This window comes from Pedococcus sp. (assembly GCF_036554925.1).
Lineage (GTDB): Bacteria > Actinomycetota > Actinomycetes > Actinomycetales > Dermatophilaceae > Pedococcus_A.
The window spans coordinates 13,763-29,652 of sequence record NZ_DATBMI010000148.1 but is presented as its reverse complement, the minus strand read 5'-3'; the positions used below and the strand labels follow the sequence as shown (position 1 = coordinate 29,652).

The window sequence follows — 15,890 nt, the reverse complement described above, 5'->3', positions numbered from 1 at the left end:
CGCTAGGGGTGTCTAGCACCACGCCAAGATTGCCCTGCCGATTGCTCGCTGACGCCCGAGGCACCGTGTCGGGATGCGTGCCGAGGCCGTCATCTTCGCCCATTTCCGTGGATCTGCCTGTGGATGATCGCGGAACGCTGTCGGCGTGTTCGACGAGACTCGAACACATGTTCGATCGGTTGGCGGAGGCGCAACGGTTGCTGGCGGAGGAGTTCGCGGACTCCCGCGCCCGCGGCGCGGCCGGGTTGTCGGATGCGGAGCTGGCCGAGCGGGTGGAGGCGGCGCAGCGGGCGGCGAACATGGCGCAGGCGGTGCAGGCGCAGCGCGTGGCGCAGTACGCCGCCCGGGAGGACGTCCGGTTCGAGGACGGCACCCTGGGGCAGCAGGACCGCGGGCTGGGGCACGTCAGCGCGTTCGCGTCCGGGGTGGTCGGCCCGCGGCTGGGGCTCTCACCGGCGGGGGCGGATCGCAAGGTGCACCTGTCGGCGCGGCTGGCGTCCCGGTTCGCGCCGACGCTGGCGGTGATGGCCGCCGGTGACCTCGACGACTACCGGGCGTCAGTGCTGGTGACAGAACTGGCCGATGCCGGCCCGGACGTTGCGGCGGCGGTGCAGGACGTGGTGCTCCCCCAGGCGCCGACCCAGACCGCCGCCCAGCTTCGGGCGGCCGTGCGGCGGGCGCTGGCCCGGCTGGACCCCGAGGCGCTGCGGGCCAAGGTGGAGGCGAACCGGACCGAGCGCGGGCTGTGGAAGCGGCCGGGAGAGCCGGGGGTCAGTGAGTGGTTGGCGGTGCTGCCGAACGAGACCTCGGCGGCCTGTTGGGCGGCGGTCGACGAGCTGGCCCGCCGGTACCACGCCGACGGCGACGCCCGGACCCTGGACCAGGCCAGGGCGGACGCGATGGCCGACCTGGTGCTCGGCAGCGCCACCGTGACCACCACGGTGACCTTCGCCCTCCCGGCCGTCGCGCCCGGCGGTGTCCCGCCCGCGCTGGAAGGGTTGAGCCCGCTCGGCCTGCCGTTGCCCGACCCGGGCGTCTCGAGTCCGAGCCTCCCGAGGTCGCCGGCCACGGAGTCGGGGGTCGCGGTCGTGCCGGACGGGGTCGGCCCGCCGGACGTGGTCTGCGCCGTGACCGGTGAACTGCTGACCGGCGATGTGCTGCCGGTGGTCGAGGTGCCCGGTGTCGGGGAGGTGCCCGGGCGAGTGGTGCGCGGCATCGTCGCCGCGTTCGGCACCAGGGCGGTGCTCGCGCTGTGCGACTGGCGCTCGGGCACCCTGGCCTCTGAGACCTGCGAGGCGTACCGGCCGCCGGCCTGGCTGGAGCGGCTGGTGAAGGCCCGGGACGGCACGTGCCGGTTCTTCGGGTGCACCGTCCCGGCCCGGCGCTGCGACGTCGACCACGTCGTCGCCCACCCGCGCGGGCCGACCGAGGTCGAGAACCTGATGTGCCTGTGCCGGCACCACCACCGCCTCAAGCAGCAGGAGCGCTGGGCGGTGCGGATGACACCGGACGGGGCGGTCACCTGGACCACCCCCGTCGGCGACGAGTTCACCACCTGGCCGGTGGACCACCTCGGCGTCCGCGACCTCGCCTCCTGACCGCCGCCCGAACGGTCGGACGGGGTCCATCGCCGCCCGCACCTCCCGCACCGTCGGGACGCCGACCGGACATCACTGTGCCTTGCTGCCCGGAGCGGAGGGTCACGCACGGGCTCGCTCCGCAGCCGAGCACGACCGCCGTCAGGCGTTGGCGCGCAGGTACCGGCCGAAGTGGGGGACCGTGAAGGCGATCCGTCCCCGCTCGCCGGAGTAGATGAGCCCCTTCTTGAGCAGCGCGTCCCGGGCGGGCGAGAGCGACTGCGGCTTGCGGTCGAGCACCGCCGCCACCGACGAGGTCGGCACCGACTCGGTGTCGTCGAGCTCCTCGGGGGCCTCCTCCACGATCTGCTGCGCCGCGTCGGCCATGGCCCGCAGGTACTCCCGCTCCGCCGGCGTGGCCCGCTCGTAGCGGGAGCCGAAGAACCCGACGGCGAGCTCGGCCTCGGCCTCCGGCGCGGCGACCCTGACGTCGTCGGCGGTGATCGGGCTCTGGGGCGCCACGTCCCAGGCGACCTTGCCGTAGGCCTGGACGAAGAACGGGTAACCGGCGGTCGCGGCATACAGGGCCTCGAGCGCCTCCGGCGTGAACTCGGCGTCCTCCTCCTGCGCGGGCGCGCTGAGGGCGCGGTCCGCGGCTGCACGGTCGAGCCGGTCGATGCGCTGGTACTTGAACAGGCGCTCGCTGTAGGACTTGCTGGCCGACAGCACGGCGGGCAGGTGCGGTAGGCCGGCGCCGACCACGATGACGGGCAGCCCCGACTGGCTGATCTCGTGGCACGCCGCGCAGATGGCCGAGACGTCCTCCGGCCCGAGGTCCTGCATCTCGTCGATGAAGATCGCGACGCCCTTGCCGACGTCCGCAGCGAGCCCGCCCACGTCGGTCAGCAGCTCGACGAGGTCGATCTCGATGTCGCCCGAGTCAGCCCGCCCCGCCACCGCGGGGGCGTCGATGCCGGGGTTCCATCTCTCGCGCAGCTTCGCGGTCGGGGCGGCGTCGCGCTGCGCGAACGCCTTGATGACGCCGAGGACGTGGTCGACGTCGTCACCCTGAGGGTGGCCCAGCTCGCGCACCGCGACGTGGAGGGCAGCCGAGAGGGGCCGACGCAGCCGCTGGTCGGGCCGGGCCTCGAGTTTGCCCGTGCCCCAGTGCGCGCGGACGGCCGACGAGCGGAGCGCGTTGAGCAGCACCGTCTTGCCCACTCCGCGCAGCCCGGTCAGGACGACGGAGCGCTCGGGACGCCCGCGCGAGATCCGCTCCAGGACGACGTCGAAGGCACGCAGCTGCTCGTCACGGCCGGCGAGCTCGGGCGGGCGCTGACCGGCGCCGGGGGCGTAGGGGTTGCGAATCGGGTCCACGATCGCAGGCTATGGGCCTCTCTAGCGGATCCCTGAGATTTCGCGATACGACACGATCGTGTCGCCCCCGGCGACACCGCGCCCCTCAGCGGCGACGGCGTTTGAGCCAGGAGGCGAGCTCGTCGTAGGCCCCGCTGTCGTTGCCGTACAACGCGTAGTTGCGTGCGGTCTCCACCCACTCCCCGATGCTGGGTCGCACCGAGGACACCGCGTCGACCAGCTGGCGATGGGTGATGGGGCGCACCTCGCCGCAACCCATGGACTCCTCCATCGCCGCCTCGGTGGCCTGCTCGCACACCAGCGCGAGGTCCGCGCCCGAGAAGCCCTCGGTGGCCTTGGCGAGCTTGCCGAGGTCGAGCTGTCCGGTCGGACGGCCGCGCAAGTGGAAACGGAGGATCGCCTCCCTCGCGGGGAGGTCGGGCGGCAGGACCAGCACGCTGCGGTCGAACCGCCCGGGTCGCAGCAAGGCCGAGTCGACGTCCCACGGGTGGTTGCTCGCAGCGAGGACGAACAGGCCCTCGTTGTCGGTGGTGGCCCCGTCGAGCTCGGAGAGCATCTGGTTGACCACGCCGCGCATGGCCCCGGAGTGTCGCAGCTGCGAGCGCTTCTGGCCGAGCGCGTCGATCTCGTCGAAGAAGAGCAGGCACGGGCGGTTGCGGCGGGCCGCGTCGAAGATGCTGCGCAGGTTGCGCTCGCTGCTCCCGATGTACATGTCGAGCACGTCGGAGAGCCCGACCTCGTAGAACGTCGCGCCGAGCTCGCCCGCGAGGGCTCGCGCGATGAACGTCTTGCCGCATCCGGGTGGGCCCCACAGCATGAGTCCGCCGCGCAGCGACTTGCCGAACTGCGCCCGGAGCGCGGGGTTGCGCATCGGCGTGAGGAACGAGAGCTCGAGCCTCTTCTTGACCTCGCCGAGGCCGCCGACGTCGGCGAGCGTGACGCCGGCGGGGCCCAGAGTGCCGACCTCGGGCTCGCTCAGGGCGTCCGTACCGGACCACTCGTCGAGCAGCTCGTCCGCCGTGTCCGGCATGGCCAGGGCGAATCCGTCTCCGCCCGGCTCGGGCCGGGCCGGCTCGGGCCGGGCCGGCTCGGGCGGGCCGGGTCGGGACGGGACGGACTCTGTCGCCGCGCGTGGCCCCGGGTGGGCACCACCGACATCGGTACCGCTGGGGTCGAGGGCGTCCGCCAACCGCCGGTATGCCGTCGCCCGGGCCTCCTCGCCGCTCGCCGAGGCTGCCTCGGCGGCCGTGCGTAGGGCACCGACGTGGTCCGGCTCCGCAGCGAGGACGGCCGATGCCTCGGTCATCGCCTCCGCAGCGCGTCCGTCGTCGAGCAGCAGCTGGGCCAGATGAGCCCGAACGGCGTGGTTGTCGGGCGCAGCCGCCAGCGCCGACTGCAGGGCTGCGATGACGGGGTCCAGGGCCACGCGCGGCACGGTACCCGAGCGAAGTGCGCGAATGCGGCGCTTTGGACTCCCCCGCTGCAGTACCGTGCGACGCGATCCGGCGCCGATCCCGACGCCGACAGAGGGGATCACGATGACCGACGTCACGGAGACGGCGCAGCACCGCGGGCGCGCACTGCTCGACCTCGGACGTCCGGCGGAGGCGGAACGCCTCATCCGTCAGGCGCTGTCGGCGCGGCCGGACGATGCCGAGCTGCACCACCTGATGGGTCGGGCCCTGCTCGCCCAGGAGCGGTGCGACGAGGCGATCGAGTCGTCCCGGCGCGCCCTCGCCTCGGATCCCCAGCACGTCGGTGCGATGTACCTGTTGGCCTGCGCCCACGCGGCGGAGGGCGACAACGACCGGGCACGGCACGTGGTCGATGGGGCCCTGCAGGTCGCACCTGAGGCGGCGGCTCTCCACAGCCTGAAGGGCGCCATCCTGGCACGCCAGGGCTTCACCGAGGCCGCGCTCACGAGCGTCGAGCACGCGCGGGGCCTGGACCCGGAGGACCCCGACGTGGTGGCCCACCACGCCGCGGTGCTCTACGACCTGCGCCGCAACCCCGAGGCGGCAGCGGCGGTCGCCGACGCCTTGGCCCTCGACCCCGACCACGCCGAGGCGCACCGCCTCCGCGGCCTCCTTGCCTTGCGCGGCGGTGGCAGCAAGGTGGCGCTCGAGGCCTCCCGCCAGGCGCTGCGGCTGGACCCCACCGACCCGAACTACCGTCACGACCTCGCGATGGCCATGAAGGCACGCAACCCGCTTTACGCCCTCCTCTACCGGGTGGGCGACTGGCAGTCGAGCCTCCCCGGTGCGGCCCGGTACGCCTTCATCCTCGCGCCGTTCGTCCTGAACCGGGCGCTGCGGCCCTTCGACGACCACCTCTGGGCCCGCGTCCTGCTCGTGCTGGTCGTTGGGGCCGTGCTCGTGATGTGGGCACTGGAGCCGCTCATGAACACCGTGCTGCTGTGCAGCAGGTTCGCCCGGCGGCTGCTGCCCCGGGACGCGACGCTGGCGACGTATGGATTCCTCGCGTACCTCGCGACGGCGGCGGGCTGTGCCGTCACGGGTCTGGTGTCGGGCCGCGGCGAGCCAGTGCTGCTCGGCGCCGCCCTCGGCCTCTGGGCGATGTCGGCGGGTCAGGCCCACACCATCCGGCCGAGGCTGCGCAGGCTCGCGGTGGTGCTCCACCTCGTCGGTGGCCTGGTGGCGCTGGCCGCTGTGCTCTCTCTAGCGCTGACCGGGACGGCAGGGGCCCTCCTCACGGTGGTGCTGGTCGCCGGCATCGCGATGTTGTGGTTCACCTCGTTCGCCTGAGGCGAGAGGCCCTCCCGAGCCGACCGGCCGGCGGGGCGACCGACCCACCGGGCGCCAGCGCGAGGAGCCAGGTGGCGAGGGGCTAACGGGAGCGCAGGCGCACGAGATGGCCCACCACGCCCGGCACCCAGCCCTGCTCGCGCCGCAGCCACCGCACGGCGACCAGGTTGCCGGGAATGACGATGAAGTCGCCGCGGCCGGTGCCGGCGACGCCGAGGTCGGTGCCGAACGCGTCGGTCACCATGCCCCACCTCAGGTCGGTGTGACGGTGCAGGTGCTCCCCGATCCCGAGGGCGAAGCGGGCGATGACCGTCTCGTGCCCCTCCCGCGGCTCGGGCTGCGCCTCCCAGTCGGTGAGCGCTGAGTCGAGCCCTGCGCCCAGGGACGCGAGGTCGTCGACGTCGACTCCGGCCGCCTCCAGCTCCGCGAGCGCCACCTCGATGCGGTGGCGGTCGTCGGCTCCGACGGGGTCCACCAGGGCGCGCTCGGGCACGTCGGCGACCGGGTCCATGGTCGCCTGCCCCTCGGCCGACCGGTCGTCGCCGCCGGGCTCCTCAGCCGCACCCTTGCGTCGGAACCAGCCCATCGCCGGACTCAGACGATCCGCGGGCTGGGTCCGTCGGCCACGAGGGACTTGCCCGAGGCCTCCCAGGCCTTCATGCCACCGTCGAGGTTGGCCACGTCGAAACCCTGCTGGCTCAGCCAGGCCACCGCACGCGAGGACCGCCCGCCGCCGCGGCACGTCACGGCCAGGGTCCCTGCGTCGGTGTCGGGGAGCTCGTGCAGCCGGGACGGCAGCTCGCCGAGCGGGATGTGCACGGCACCCGGCGCGTGTCCGGCGTCCCACTCGTCCTGCTCGCGCACGTCGAGGATCACGGCGTGGTCGGCGATGTCGGCGTTCTGCACCTGGGGGATCTGGCTCATGGCGGCCATCCTGACATGGCGCGCCGGGCGACCGCCGAGTCAGGGCTGGGCTCAGTGCAGCTCGCCCAGGACGGCGGCGTTGAACTCGGCCACGCGGTGGGCCGTGATGCCCGCGCTCTGCTCCTGGGCGAGCGGGTGGCTGCTGGGCTCGAGCTCGACGAGCGGCACCATCCCGGGGTCACGGGTGTGCACCTGGGTGCGCAGGCCCAGCGTCGCCGGCTCGTAAGGCAGGTCGCTGCAGAGGTAGCCGAACATCGGCGGCAGCTTCGCGGCTCGGTCGGGGTCGTCCCAGTGGTCGAAGACCAGCTTGAGGCTCTCACCGCTCAGCGAGACCCACACGGACCACACGAACGTCTCGGCGCCCGCGACCGGCTCCCTCAGCGGCAGCTCGACGTGGCCGCGGAGGAAGAAGTGGGTGCCCACCTCGGGGTCGGGGTCCGGGAGGAAGCACACGTCGGAGGTCAGCTCGCCGGCGTCGCGCTGGGCAGCTCCGGCGACGTGCCAGTTCCATGGCGCGTCCGAGCCGAAGACCGTTGCGAGGCCTCGGTGCTCGTCTCCGCAGGTGCTGCAGGTCCAGCTGGTGTCTTCGGTTGAGGTCACTTCAGCAGCCTAGACATCCTCCGGTCGGCCAGCGGCTTGCCCCCGGTCTGGCAGGTCGCGCAGTACTGCAGCGAGGAGTCCGCGAACGACACCTCCCGCACCACGTCTCCGCACTCCGGGCAGGTCTCACCGGTGCGCCCGTGCACGCGCATCCCGGCCCGCTTGGCATCCTTGAGCTCGGCCGCCGGTTTCCCCGAGGCGGCGACGACCGCGGCCGACAGCGTCTCCCGCAGCGCGGCATACAGGCGGTCGACGGCGGCGGCGTCGAGGCTCGACGCCATCGCGAACGGCGACATCTTCGCGACGTGCAGCACCTCGTCGGAGTAGGCGTTGCCGACGCCGGCGATGACCGACTGGTCGCGCAGCAGGCCCTTCACCTGGGCGCGCCGGTCGTGCAGCAGCCCGGCGAAGACCTCGTGCGTGAAGGCCGGCGACAGCGGGTCGGGTCCCAGCGACGCGATGCCCGGCACCTCCGCCGGGTCGTTCACGATGTAGGCGGCGAGCCTCTTCTTCGTCCCCGCCTCGGTCAGGTCGAAGCCGGAGCCGTCGGAGAAGCGCACCCGCACCGCGATCGGCGACTTCCCCGGCCGGAGCGTGGCGGTCGAGACCGCGTCGCTCCAGCGCAGCCAGCCCGCCCGCGCGAGGTGGAAGACCAGGTGCGTTCCGTCGCAGTCGAGGTCGATGAACTTCCCATGGCGCGCGACACCGTCCACCGGCAGCCCGACCAGCGCCTGGGGTGGCGGGTTGAAGGTCTTGAGGACCGAGATCGAGCCGAGCTCGACGCCGGTCACGGCGAGGCCGGCCGTGCGGTCGGCGAGGAAGTCGACGAGGGCCTGCACCTCGGGGAGCTCCGGCATGGCCTCATTCTGCCCACTCAGCGCGACAAGGCCACCCGCACCAGCCGCAGCAGGCCGTACCCGTCGGCAGCGCGGCACACCGGCACGTCCTTGTGGTGCCGGTGCCGCGGCGGGGCGAACTCCTCGTTGGAGACGGGTATGCCGTGGCTCAGGACCTGCTCGGCCGGGCTCAGCTCGCGGATGGCGATGGCCTCGACGCGGTCCGGGCGGTCCTCGGCGAAGTCGCCGTAGATCTTGGGGTCGTGCTGGCCGTCGTCACCGACGAGCACCCACCGGATGTTCGGGAACTCGTTGGCCAGGCGGTGCAGGCAGGCGCGCTTGTGCTCCTGCCCCGAGCGGAACCAGCCCGTGTTGGTGGGGCCCCAGTCGGTCAGCAGGAGCGGGCCGAGCGGGTAGCCGTGCCTCTTCAGGAACCGCCCGAGGTGCGGAGCCGTGTTCCACGCCCCGGTCGAGACATAGACGATCGGGGCGTCCGGGTGCTCCGCGAGCAGGGTGCGGTACATCGTCGCCATCCCGGGCACGACGTGCCGGGCGCTCTCGGTGCGGACGAAGGTGTTCCAGGCCGCGATGAGCGGTCGGGGCAGCGACGTGCTGATGACGGTGTCGTCGATGTCGCTGATGATCCCGAACGTCTCGTCCGGACCGATCACGCGGACCGCCGCGCCGACCTCCTGCGCGCCGTCAGCGTTGATCACCGCCTCGTGCCAGCCGGGCCCGAGGCCGTGGTCCTTGACGGTGACGTCGATGTAGCCGCTGCGGTCGCTGCGGGTCAGGACGGTGCGGTCGCCCACCGTGATCTTGAGGGGCACGTTCATGGCCGGCGCCGTGATGAAGGCGCGCCACCCGCGCTGCTCGTCCTCCGCCGCGCGCAGCTCGCTCACCGGCGCCTCGGCATCGGCGCCGGGGTGGCTCTCCGGACGCCGGGTCAGCAGCACCCGGCCCAGCACGCGCACGAAGGTGTCGGAGCCGTAGCCGGTGTGGCTGACCACGCGGGTCCGCCAGCCCCGGCCGCGCAGGACGGCGTTGACCCGGCGGTGCCAGGCGTCCTCGACGATCGATGCAGCGTGCGGTCGCGCCATGGCGAGAACCCTACGGCCTACGGTCTGGCGAGCACGCTCCGGAACTGCTCCAGCAGGTTCTCCCCGCTCGAGCCGGGCCCCTCGAACTCGCAGAGCTGGTCGCCATGGCTGACCAGCAGCGTCGGGCCGCGGCGTGCGCCGAGGTCGCGGGCGAGCGTGAAGTCGTCGTCCGCGAGGGCGCCGGCGCGCTCCGACCTCGCGAACAGCTCCACGGCGTCCGCGTCGAGGCCGAGCCGCCCCGCGACCCGGGCAGCCGTCCCGGGCTGCGAGAAGCTCAGCCCCCACCAGAAGTGGGCACGCTGGACGGCCCAGAGGGTCTGCGTGACCCGGCCCGGGTCGGCGGCGACGAGGGCGATGACCGCCGCGGCCGCGTCCCGGGAGGCCAGCTCCATCTCTCCCGAGGCGAGCGCCCGGCGGTAGGCGGGGCCGAACCCCACCCCCGTGCTGCGCTGCACGGCGAGCAGCGGTGGCGCGGAGGAGCCGATCAGGGTGTGGTCGTACAGGCCGATGTTGACGACCTCGAGGTCGGCCTCCGAGCCCACCTGGTCGAGCAGCCCGGACAGGGCGGGCAGGTAGCCGTAGGACCACGGACAGTAGGGGTCGAAGAGGTAGACGAGCAGGGGACGTGGGGCCGGGTCCGGCACGGGCTCGTGGTCGGGCCCCGGCAGGACCGAGCGCCGGTGGCGCATCCCGGGCGGCCGCGGTCCGCGCCGGGGGGCGGCCTGCGGCGGGTGGCCCGGCGCGTGGCGGGCCCGTGTGGGGCGAACGGTCTCGTGCGAGCACCAGCAGCGCAGCCGGTCCGGCTCGCCGAGGGGCCGCTGCTCGCGGCAGGTCGGGCAGGGCCCGGGCGGAGGCGGCCTCACGCCTGGCGCCCCGCCGGGCTCGACAGGGACAGCCCGCCCTGGCCGTCCGAGCCGTCAGAGCCGGTGAAATCGTCAGAGCCGTCAGAGCCGTCGGAGCCGTTGAAACCGTCGGAGCCGCGCGAACCGTCCAGACCGTGGAGGCCGTCGATGGCGAAGGGCTCCTGCGCGATCACCGCCCGGTACAGGTTGACCGAGACCTGCTCCTCCTCGCCGTCCGGCACCACGAGGCAGGTCCTGCCCCAGGCCCGCCACACGGCCTCGGCCGACCCGCCGTCGCGGGCGACCACGGCGGCCGCCGCGGGGACGAGCACCGCGAAGGCGTCGACCCGCTCCTCGTCGCCGAACGCGGGCAGCGCCGTGTCGAGGACGTCGGGCGGAACCGTGATGACGAGCGGCTTCTGGGCAGCGAGCAGGGCCTGGACGAGGCCTCGCGCCTGGGCGACGGTCACGCCTTCGACGTCGTCGTGCCAGTGCACGACGTCGTAGAGGTGGGCGGTCCCCTCGACCCAGCGCCAGTCGCTGGCCAGGCCGGAGGCGGCCGAGATGAAGACCACGCGGGGGTCCTCCGGCTGCGGCTCTGCCGCGATGCCGTCAGTCATGGGTCTCTCCTTCAGCACAAAAAAAGCAACCGGGCGCGCCACGGTGAGATGGCGGGTACCCGGTTGCTTCAGGTCCTGCGAGCGTAACCCACGGCCCCTCCCTGACGGAATGCCGTGCTGTCGAGGGCCGGCTCCCGCGCGTCAGGCGGGCAGCTCGTCGTCGGTCAGTGCTGCGTGCGCACCGCTGACGACCTCGGTGGCCAGGGTGCGCAGCTTGACGTTGAGCCGCTGGGACTGCTGGCGGAGCAGCTCGAAGGCCTGCTTCTCGTCGACCCCGTGGCGGCCCATGAGGACACCCTTGGCCTGCTCGATCACCGCACGGCTGGCCATCGCCTGCTCCATCTGCGCCGCCACCTGCCGAGCCCCGTCGATCTCGACGATCGCCCCGATCGCGTCGGCCGCGCGCGCAGCGGCCATCCGCACGAGCTCGCGCTCACAGTTGTCGAACGCGTGACGGGCGAACCCGTAGAGGTTGAGGGCCCCGTAGCAGTGGGTGCCCGTGACGAGCGGGACCGCGAGCAGGGTCTGCACGCCACCGGACTCCACGGCCGCGGTGAACATGGGCCACCGCTCGTGGGCGCCACCGAGGTCGACGAGGTTCTCGCGCTGGTGCCGGAAGGCGTCGAGGCACGGCCCGTCGCCCACGGCATACTGCACCGCGTCGATCTCGAGGGTCTTGGCGGTCGTGTAGGCCGCCGTCCGCGGACGGTCCTCCATGACGACGCTCACCCCGACCGCGTCGCAGCCGTCGATGTTGTCCATGACGGCGAACACCAGGGTGTTGAGGTAGTCCTCGAGGTCCGACATCGAGCCGAGGACCCCCGCCAGCGCCGCCATCAGTCGCGCACCGGGGGTGCTCGGCAGTCCCACCTGCGGCTCCACCATGACACTCTCCTCTCCGGGTGCCGAAGGCACCGGACCACAGTCCTGCGCACAGTTCACCACGTCTGCGCGGGGCTGGGGCGAGGGAGCAGCAACAGGCGGGGGTGTGCCAGCGCGCCGCCACCGTGGAGGAGTCGACGGCGGCGCGCTGGCCCCCTGCAGGCCGCAGCGGTGCTACGGCCGGATCGAGGCGGCCCCCTCGGGGTGGCCGGTGGCGGGTCGCACGCGGATCGTCAGGTGCATGCCGGAAACCTCCCAGCCCCACGGCATACGGAGGGCGAATGCCAGGTCAGGGCTTGTCCAAGATCCGGTATGCCGTGCGGCAGGATGCTCGCGTGACTCATCTCGCGACATGGCGCACTGACGTGCGGCGGCCCGTGGCCGCCGTGATCGGCGGGGTGAGCTGGAACCAGGTCATCGACGTGCCGCGCCTGCCCGCAGGCCGGACCGAGACCCTGTTCTCGACCGGGTCACGCGAGGGCATCGGCGCCACGGGATCCGGCAAGGCGCTCAACCTGGCCCGGCTCGGCTTCGACACCCGGCTGCACGCGCTGGTCGGTGACGACCCCGAGGGCGACCGTGCCGCCGCCGAGCTCGTCGGCTCCGGCGTCGACCTGCACCGGGTGGCCGACCCTGCTGGCACGGAGCGACACGTCAACCTCATGGACCCGGAGGGCCGGCGGGCCAGCGTCTACGTCAACGGCGGCTCGGCGGACCCGCCCGTCACCGAGGCCGACCTGGCCGCCTTCTGCGAGGGCGCCGACTACGTGTGGGTGAACCTGGCCGGCTACGCGAGGCGAGCACTGCCGGCGCTGGCAGCGCGCGGCACACCGGTCTGGGCGGACGTCCACGACTGGGACGGGCAGAACGACTTCCACCGGGACTTCGTCGACGCGGCCCGCTTCCTGTTCCTCTCCGACGAGGCGCTCGACGACGCCGTGGGCTTCGCGGCCCACCTCGTGGCAGGGCGCGAGCTCGTCGTCGTCACGCATGGCCGACGCGGCGCGACCGCCCTGCTGCCCGGCCACGAGCCGCTGTTCGTCCCGCCGCTCGAGGTCGAGGCGGTCGACCCGAACGGCGCCGGTGACGCGTTCTGCTCTGGCGTTGCCTACGGGCACAGCCGGCGCTGGGACTGGCCGCGTGCGCTGGCCGCCGGGGCGGCCGTTGCAGCGGGCTGCGTGGCGAGCCCGCACCTTGCCGACCCGCAGCTCACGCCGCAGTGGGTCGAGGAGCGCGTCGGCCGACCGGCAGGATGAGGAGGAGCAGCCCGACCGCGGCCCAGCCCGCCAGCACCACCCACGGGGTCAGGCTGCCCGCGCCGTCGAAGAAGGACACGGAGCGCAGCAGCTGCGAGCCCGCCCCGGGAGGCATGGCCTGCCCGATCTCCCGCCACGGCGTGGCGAGGAACTCCGGGGCCGTGCTGGCACCGGAGAGCGGGTTGCCGACCAGCAGCAGCGTGACCGCCCCGAGGGCGAGCCCGACCCGGCCCGCGACCCACTGGAGACCGAGCAGGGCCAGGGTCCCCGCCCCGATGGTGGCGCCGAGGACGGCCGACTCCGCGAGGTAGTCCCCGGCCAGGGACCCGAACAGCGGGTGCAGGACGGCCGCGAAGGCCAGCCCGGCGACGGCCGAGTACACGAGGGCGCCGCCGACCTGCAGCCCACGGCGTCGGGTGAGGTGGCCGAGCGCGACCGCGGGCAGGACGGCGCCGAGCACGACCGGGAGCAGGGCCGCGGCCAGGCCCGCTCCCCGCGGGTCGTCGGCCGGCAGCGCGACGACGTCGCGGGTCGGGACCGGGGCGCCCTGTTGCTGGGCCAGCCCGGCGCCCAGGGCGTTCAGCGCCTGCGCCACGGCCACGCTCCCGGCGCTGGCCGTGAGCACCGTCGGGCCCTGCGCGCCGAGGGCGACGCCGCCGTACACCTGACGGTTCCGGATGGCGTCCTCCAGCGCTGCCTCGTCCGGGTAGGCGGTGACGGCGAGCGCACCCGGCTGGCGCTGCTCCAGGCTCGCCGCGACCTCTCGCGCCACGGCCGGTGGGCCGGCGACGCCGATCGGGACGTCGTGGGGCTCCGCCGTGACGGCAGGAAGCCCGAACGCGACCAGCACGAGGCCCACGACTGCCGCCAGTGCGAGCGGCGCGGCGAGCAGTGCCCTCCAGGCGGGCGAGGGCGTGGTCGCCGAGGGGGTCGTGGCCGAGGGTGCTGGCTGCGACGGTGCGGCCGAGGGGGCGGGCGTGTCCATCGTGTCCATCGTGTCCTCCGGTGTCTCAACGTTTGTTGAATTCGACGGTAGACCGCGCCCGCCCAAAACTCAACGGCTGATGAAAAACGCTAGGGTGGCGCCATGACAACCACGGGCGGGAGGCGTGCCCGGCGCGACACCCCCCGCGGACGCACCGGGCCCCGCGGCGGCGATGCGGACACGCGCGCCGACATCCTGGCCGCGGCGCGGGACTCGTTCAGCCACAAGGGGTACAGCGGCACGACCCTGCGCGCCGTGGCACAGGCGGCGGGAGTGGACGTCGCGCTGATCCCGTACTACTTCGGCAGCAAGGAGAGCCTCTTCACCGCCTCCATGGAGGTGCCCGTCCGCCCCGAGGACCTCATCGAGAAGGCGTTCGCCGAGGGGCCCGAGCGCGCTGGCCCACGGCTGGTGGAGATGTTCCTCGACCTCTGGGAGGAGCCCACGACCGGGCCCGCCATCCGGACCCTGTTCCGCTCGGCCACGACCCACGAGGAGTCACGGAGGGCGCTCAGCGAGTTCGCCACGACCGCGGTCCTCGGCCGCTACGCGGCCCACCTGACCGGGCCCGACGCGCGCCGCCGGGCGGCCCTGGCCGCCTCGCAGCTGGTGGGGATGGCCATGCTGCGCTACCTCGTCCGCATCGAGCCGGCCGTGAGCATGACGCGGGAACAGCTGGTCGCGGATCTCGGGCCCACCGTCCAGCGCTACCTCACGGGCCCCCTCGACTCCGCCCCCGAACCGTGACGGCAGAGGCGGTCTTTCGCAAGGGGAGCACCACCGCACCGGCGGGCTACTTCCGCTGGGAGTCCGCAGGGTTGCGCTGGCTGGCCGCCGCGCCCGGCGGGGCCCCGGTCGCCGAGGTGCTCGACGTGGCGGCGACGCACATCGACCTGCGCCGGCTCGTCTTCGCCAACCCGGACCCGCTGATGGCCGAGAACCTCGGCGCCGCCCTGGCCCGCACGCACGACGCGGGCGCTCCGGCCTTCGGCTCGCCACCCGAGGGCTGGCAGGGTGACGGCTTCCTCGGCCCCCTGTCCGAGCCCCTGCCGCTGCGGCTCCGGCCCTCGCCGACCTGGGGCGAGGCGTACTCGGCCCAGCTGCTGGGCACCCTGGCGATCGGGGTCGATAGGGGTGTCTACCACCGATCCGATACAGCGCTGGTGGAGGCGATCGCGCGTCGGGTCGAGCTGGGGGAGTTCGACGACGGGGCGCCTGCGGCTCGCATCCACGGCGACCTGTGGAGCGGCAACGTGCTGTGGACCCCCGAGGGCGCGGTGCTCATCGACCCCGCCGCGCACGGCGGTCACCGCGAGACCGACCTGGCGATGCTGGCGCTGTTCGGGTGCCCACACCTGGACTGGGTCGTCTCCGGCTACCTCGGCCAGCACCGGCTGGACGCGCAGTGGCGGGAACGGGTCGCGCTGCACCAGCTCCACCCCCTGATGGTGCACGCGGTCCTCTTCGGCGGCGGCTACGTCCGCCAGAGCCTGGAGCACGCCAGGCGCTACCGATGACGCCGGCGCCACCCCGACCCGGGAGAACCGACCCGCGCTATCGGGTCGCCTCGAGAAGGCCGCGCACGTAGGCGGCCTGGCCAACGTGCTGGTCGTCGTCGTTGAGCACGCTGACGAGCCGCACCCCAAGGGTCACCGGGGGGTCCCAGCGTTCGTCCACGACGCGGTCGAGGTCGCCCGGCCCGAGGCCGGCGACGAACTCCAGGGTGCGCTCGTGCACGGCGTCGAAGTAGCCCGTCAGCAGCTCCCCCGAGGAGACGCGCACGCTCGCGACCTGCTCGGGCGTGTGCCCGTAGCCGGTGTCGCGGGGCGTGAACGGGAGGGCGAGGCGCTGCGCCCAGCCGTCCTCGGCCCACACCTGCTCCCGGCCCGCCACCTCGGCGACGTGGTCGTCCTGGATGCGGGTCAGGTGCCAGACCAGCCAGGCGATCGAGTTGGCACCGGGCGCGGGCTGGTGGCTCAGCTCTGCGGGGCTCAGGCCGCCGATGACCTCGTGCACCCCCTCCCGGATCCGGGAGAAGGCATCGACGAGCAGCTCGGCCGGCGTCATGCCGTCGATCGTAGGTCGGTGCCGGTCGGCCGGCATCGGCCCAAGGGACGAGCTCTCGG

The 15,890-nt window shown here is 73.6% G+C and carries 17 protein-coding genes; 5 read left to right on the top strand and 12 right to left on the bottom strand.

The genetic code is table 11. The annotated features are described in order from the left end of the window. Positions 1-167 precede the first annotated feature (167 nt). Entirely contained in the window at positions 168-1,598 is a 1,431-nt protein-coding gene (locus VIB11_RS12135; RefSeq protein ID WP_332031487.1) for an HNH endonuclease signature motif containing protein, read from the top strand. A 141-nt stretch (positions 1,599-1,739) separates the two neighbouring features. Here VIB11_RS12135 and VIB11_RS12130 read toward each other — a convergent pair whose 3' ends face one another. Together VIB11_RS12130 and VIB11_RS12125 are read right to left on the bottom strand one after the other, a co-directional pair. Next, positions 1,740-2,954 carry an ATP-binding protein gene (locus VIB11_RS12130; protein ID WP_332031486.1) on the bottom strand — a complete coding sequence of 405 codons (1,215 nt, stop codon included), beginning with the start codon at positions 2,952-2,954 and terminating at the stop codon, positions 1,740-1,742. Between the two features lie 85 nt (positions 2,955-3,039). Then, the gene (locus VIB11_RS12125) at positions 3,040-4,380 is read right to left on the bottom strand and encodes an ATP-binding protein (RefSeq protein ID WP_332031485.1); all 1,341 of its coding nucleotides are present in this window, start codon (positions 4,378-4,380) and stop codon (positions 3,040-3,042) included. A 112-nt stretch (positions 4,381-4,492) separates the two neighbouring features. On the opposite strand from VIB11_RS12125, the gene VIB11_RS12120 reads away from it, so the two are divergent. Continuing rightward, positions 4,493-5,719 carry a tetratricopeptide repeat protein gene (locus VIB11_RS12120; protein ID WP_332031484.1) on the top strand — a complete coding sequence of 409 codons (1,227 nt, stop codon included), beginning with the start codon at positions 4,493-4,495 and terminating at the stop codon, positions 5,717-5,719. Positions 5,720-5,801: 82 nt separating this feature from the next. On the opposite strand, the gene VIB11_RS12115 is transcribed toward VIB11_RS12120, so the two are convergent. From VIB11_RS12115 to VIB11_RS12080, 8 genes are all read right to left on the bottom strand, one after another. Next, positions 5,802-6,305 carry a hypothetical protein gene (locus VIB11_RS12115; protein ID WP_332031483.1) on the bottom strand — a complete coding sequence of 168 codons (504 nt, stop codon included), beginning with the start codon at positions 6,303-6,305 and terminating at the stop codon, positions 5,802-5,804. An 8-nt stretch (positions 6,306-6,313) separates the two neighbouring features. Further along, positions 6,314-6,643 carry a rhodanese-like domain-containing protein gene (locus tag VIB11_RS12110; RefSeq protein WP_332031482.1) on the bottom strand — a complete coding sequence of 110 codons (330 nt, stop codon included), beginning with the start codon at positions 6,641-6,643 and terminating at the stop codon, positions 6,314-6,316. A 51-nt stretch (positions 6,644-6,694) separates the two neighbouring features. After that, the gene (locus tag VIB11_RS12105) at positions 6,695-7,243 is read right to left on the bottom strand and encodes a DUF2199 domain-containing protein (RefSeq protein ID WP_332031481.1); all 549 of its coding nucleotides are present in this window, start codon (positions 7,241-7,243) and stop codon (positions 6,695-6,697) included. Further along, the gene (locus tag VIB11_RS12100) at positions 7,240-8,100 is read right to left on the bottom strand and encodes an Fpg/Nei family DNA glycosylase (RefSeq protein ID WP_332031480.1); all 861 of its coding nucleotides are present in this window, start codon (positions 8,098-8,100) and stop codon (positions 7,240-7,242) included. Before VIB11_RS12100 ends, VIB11_RS12105 begins: the two co-directional genes overlap by 4 nt. A 17-nt stretch (positions 8,101-8,117) precedes the next feature. Then, the gene (locus VIB11_RS12095) at positions 8,118-9,179 is read right to left on the bottom strand and encodes an App1 family protein (protein WP_332031479.1); all 1,062 of its coding nucleotides are present in this window, start codon (positions 9,177-9,179) and stop codon (positions 8,118-8,120) included. Positions 9,180-9,196: 17 nt separating this feature from the next. Then, on the bottom strand, positions 9,197-9,823 hold the full coding sequence (locus tag VIB11_RS12090; RefSeq protein ID WP_332031478.1) for a DsbA family protein: 627 nt from the start codon (positions 9,821-9,823) through the stop codon (positions 9,197-9,199). Between the two features lie 215 nt (positions 9,824-10,038). Next, entirely contained in the window at positions 10,039-10,641 is a 603-nt protein-coding gene (locus VIB11_RS12085; protein WP_332031477.1) for a hypothetical protein, read from the bottom strand. Between the two features lie 141 nt (positions 10,642-10,782). Next, positions 10,783-11,526 (bottom strand): GAF and ANTAR domain-containing protein, encoded by a 744-nt coding sequence (locus VIB11_RS12080; RefSeq protein WP_332031476.1) that lies wholly within the window; start codon positions 11,524-11,526, stop codon positions 10,783-10,785. Between the two features lie 332 nt (positions 11,527-11,858). Here VIB11_RS12080 and VIB11_RS12075 point away from each other — a divergent pair, with 332 nt between their 5' ends. Then, positions 11,859-12,779, top strand: coding sequence for a carbohydrate kinase family protein (locus tag VIB11_RS12075; RefSeq protein ID WP_332031475.1), 921 nt, complete (start codon positions 11,859-11,861; stop codon positions 12,777-12,779). On the opposite strand, the gene VIB11_RS12070 is transcribed toward VIB11_RS12075, so the two are convergent. Beyond that, positions 12,733-13,764, bottom strand: a complete 1,032-nt coding sequence (locus VIB11_RS12070; protein WP_332031474.1) for a hypothetical protein — start codon at positions 13,762-13,764, stop codon at positions 12,733-12,735. The genes VIB11_RS12075 and VIB11_RS12070 overlap by 47 nt on opposite strands. 102 nt (positions 13,765-13,866) lie before the next feature. Between VIB11_RS12070 and VIB11_RS12065 the strand changes: the two genes are divergently transcribed. Both VIB11_RS12065 and VIB11_RS12060 read left to right on the top strand, forming a co-directional pair. Continuing rightward, a complete protein-coding gene (locus tag VIB11_RS12065; protein WP_332031473.1) occupies positions 13,867-14,511 on the top strand; it encodes a TetR/AcrR family transcriptional regulator in 645 nt (214 codons plus the stop codon). Beyond that, positions 14,508-15,281, top strand: a complete 774-nt coding sequence (locus tag VIB11_RS12060; protein WP_332031472.1) for a fructosamine kinase family protein — start codon at positions 14,508-14,510, stop codon at positions 15,279-15,281. Before VIB11_RS12065 ends, VIB11_RS12060 begins: the two co-directional genes overlap by 4 nt. 37 nt (positions 15,282-15,318) lie before the next feature. Here VIB11_RS12060 and VIB11_RS12055 read toward each other — a convergent pair whose 3' ends face one another. After that, a complete protein-coding gene (locus VIB11_RS12055) occupies positions 15,319-15,831 on the bottom strand; it encodes a mycothiol transferase (protein WP_332031471.1) in 513 nt (170 codons plus the stop codon). Positions 15,832-15,890: the final 59 nt, after the last annotated feature.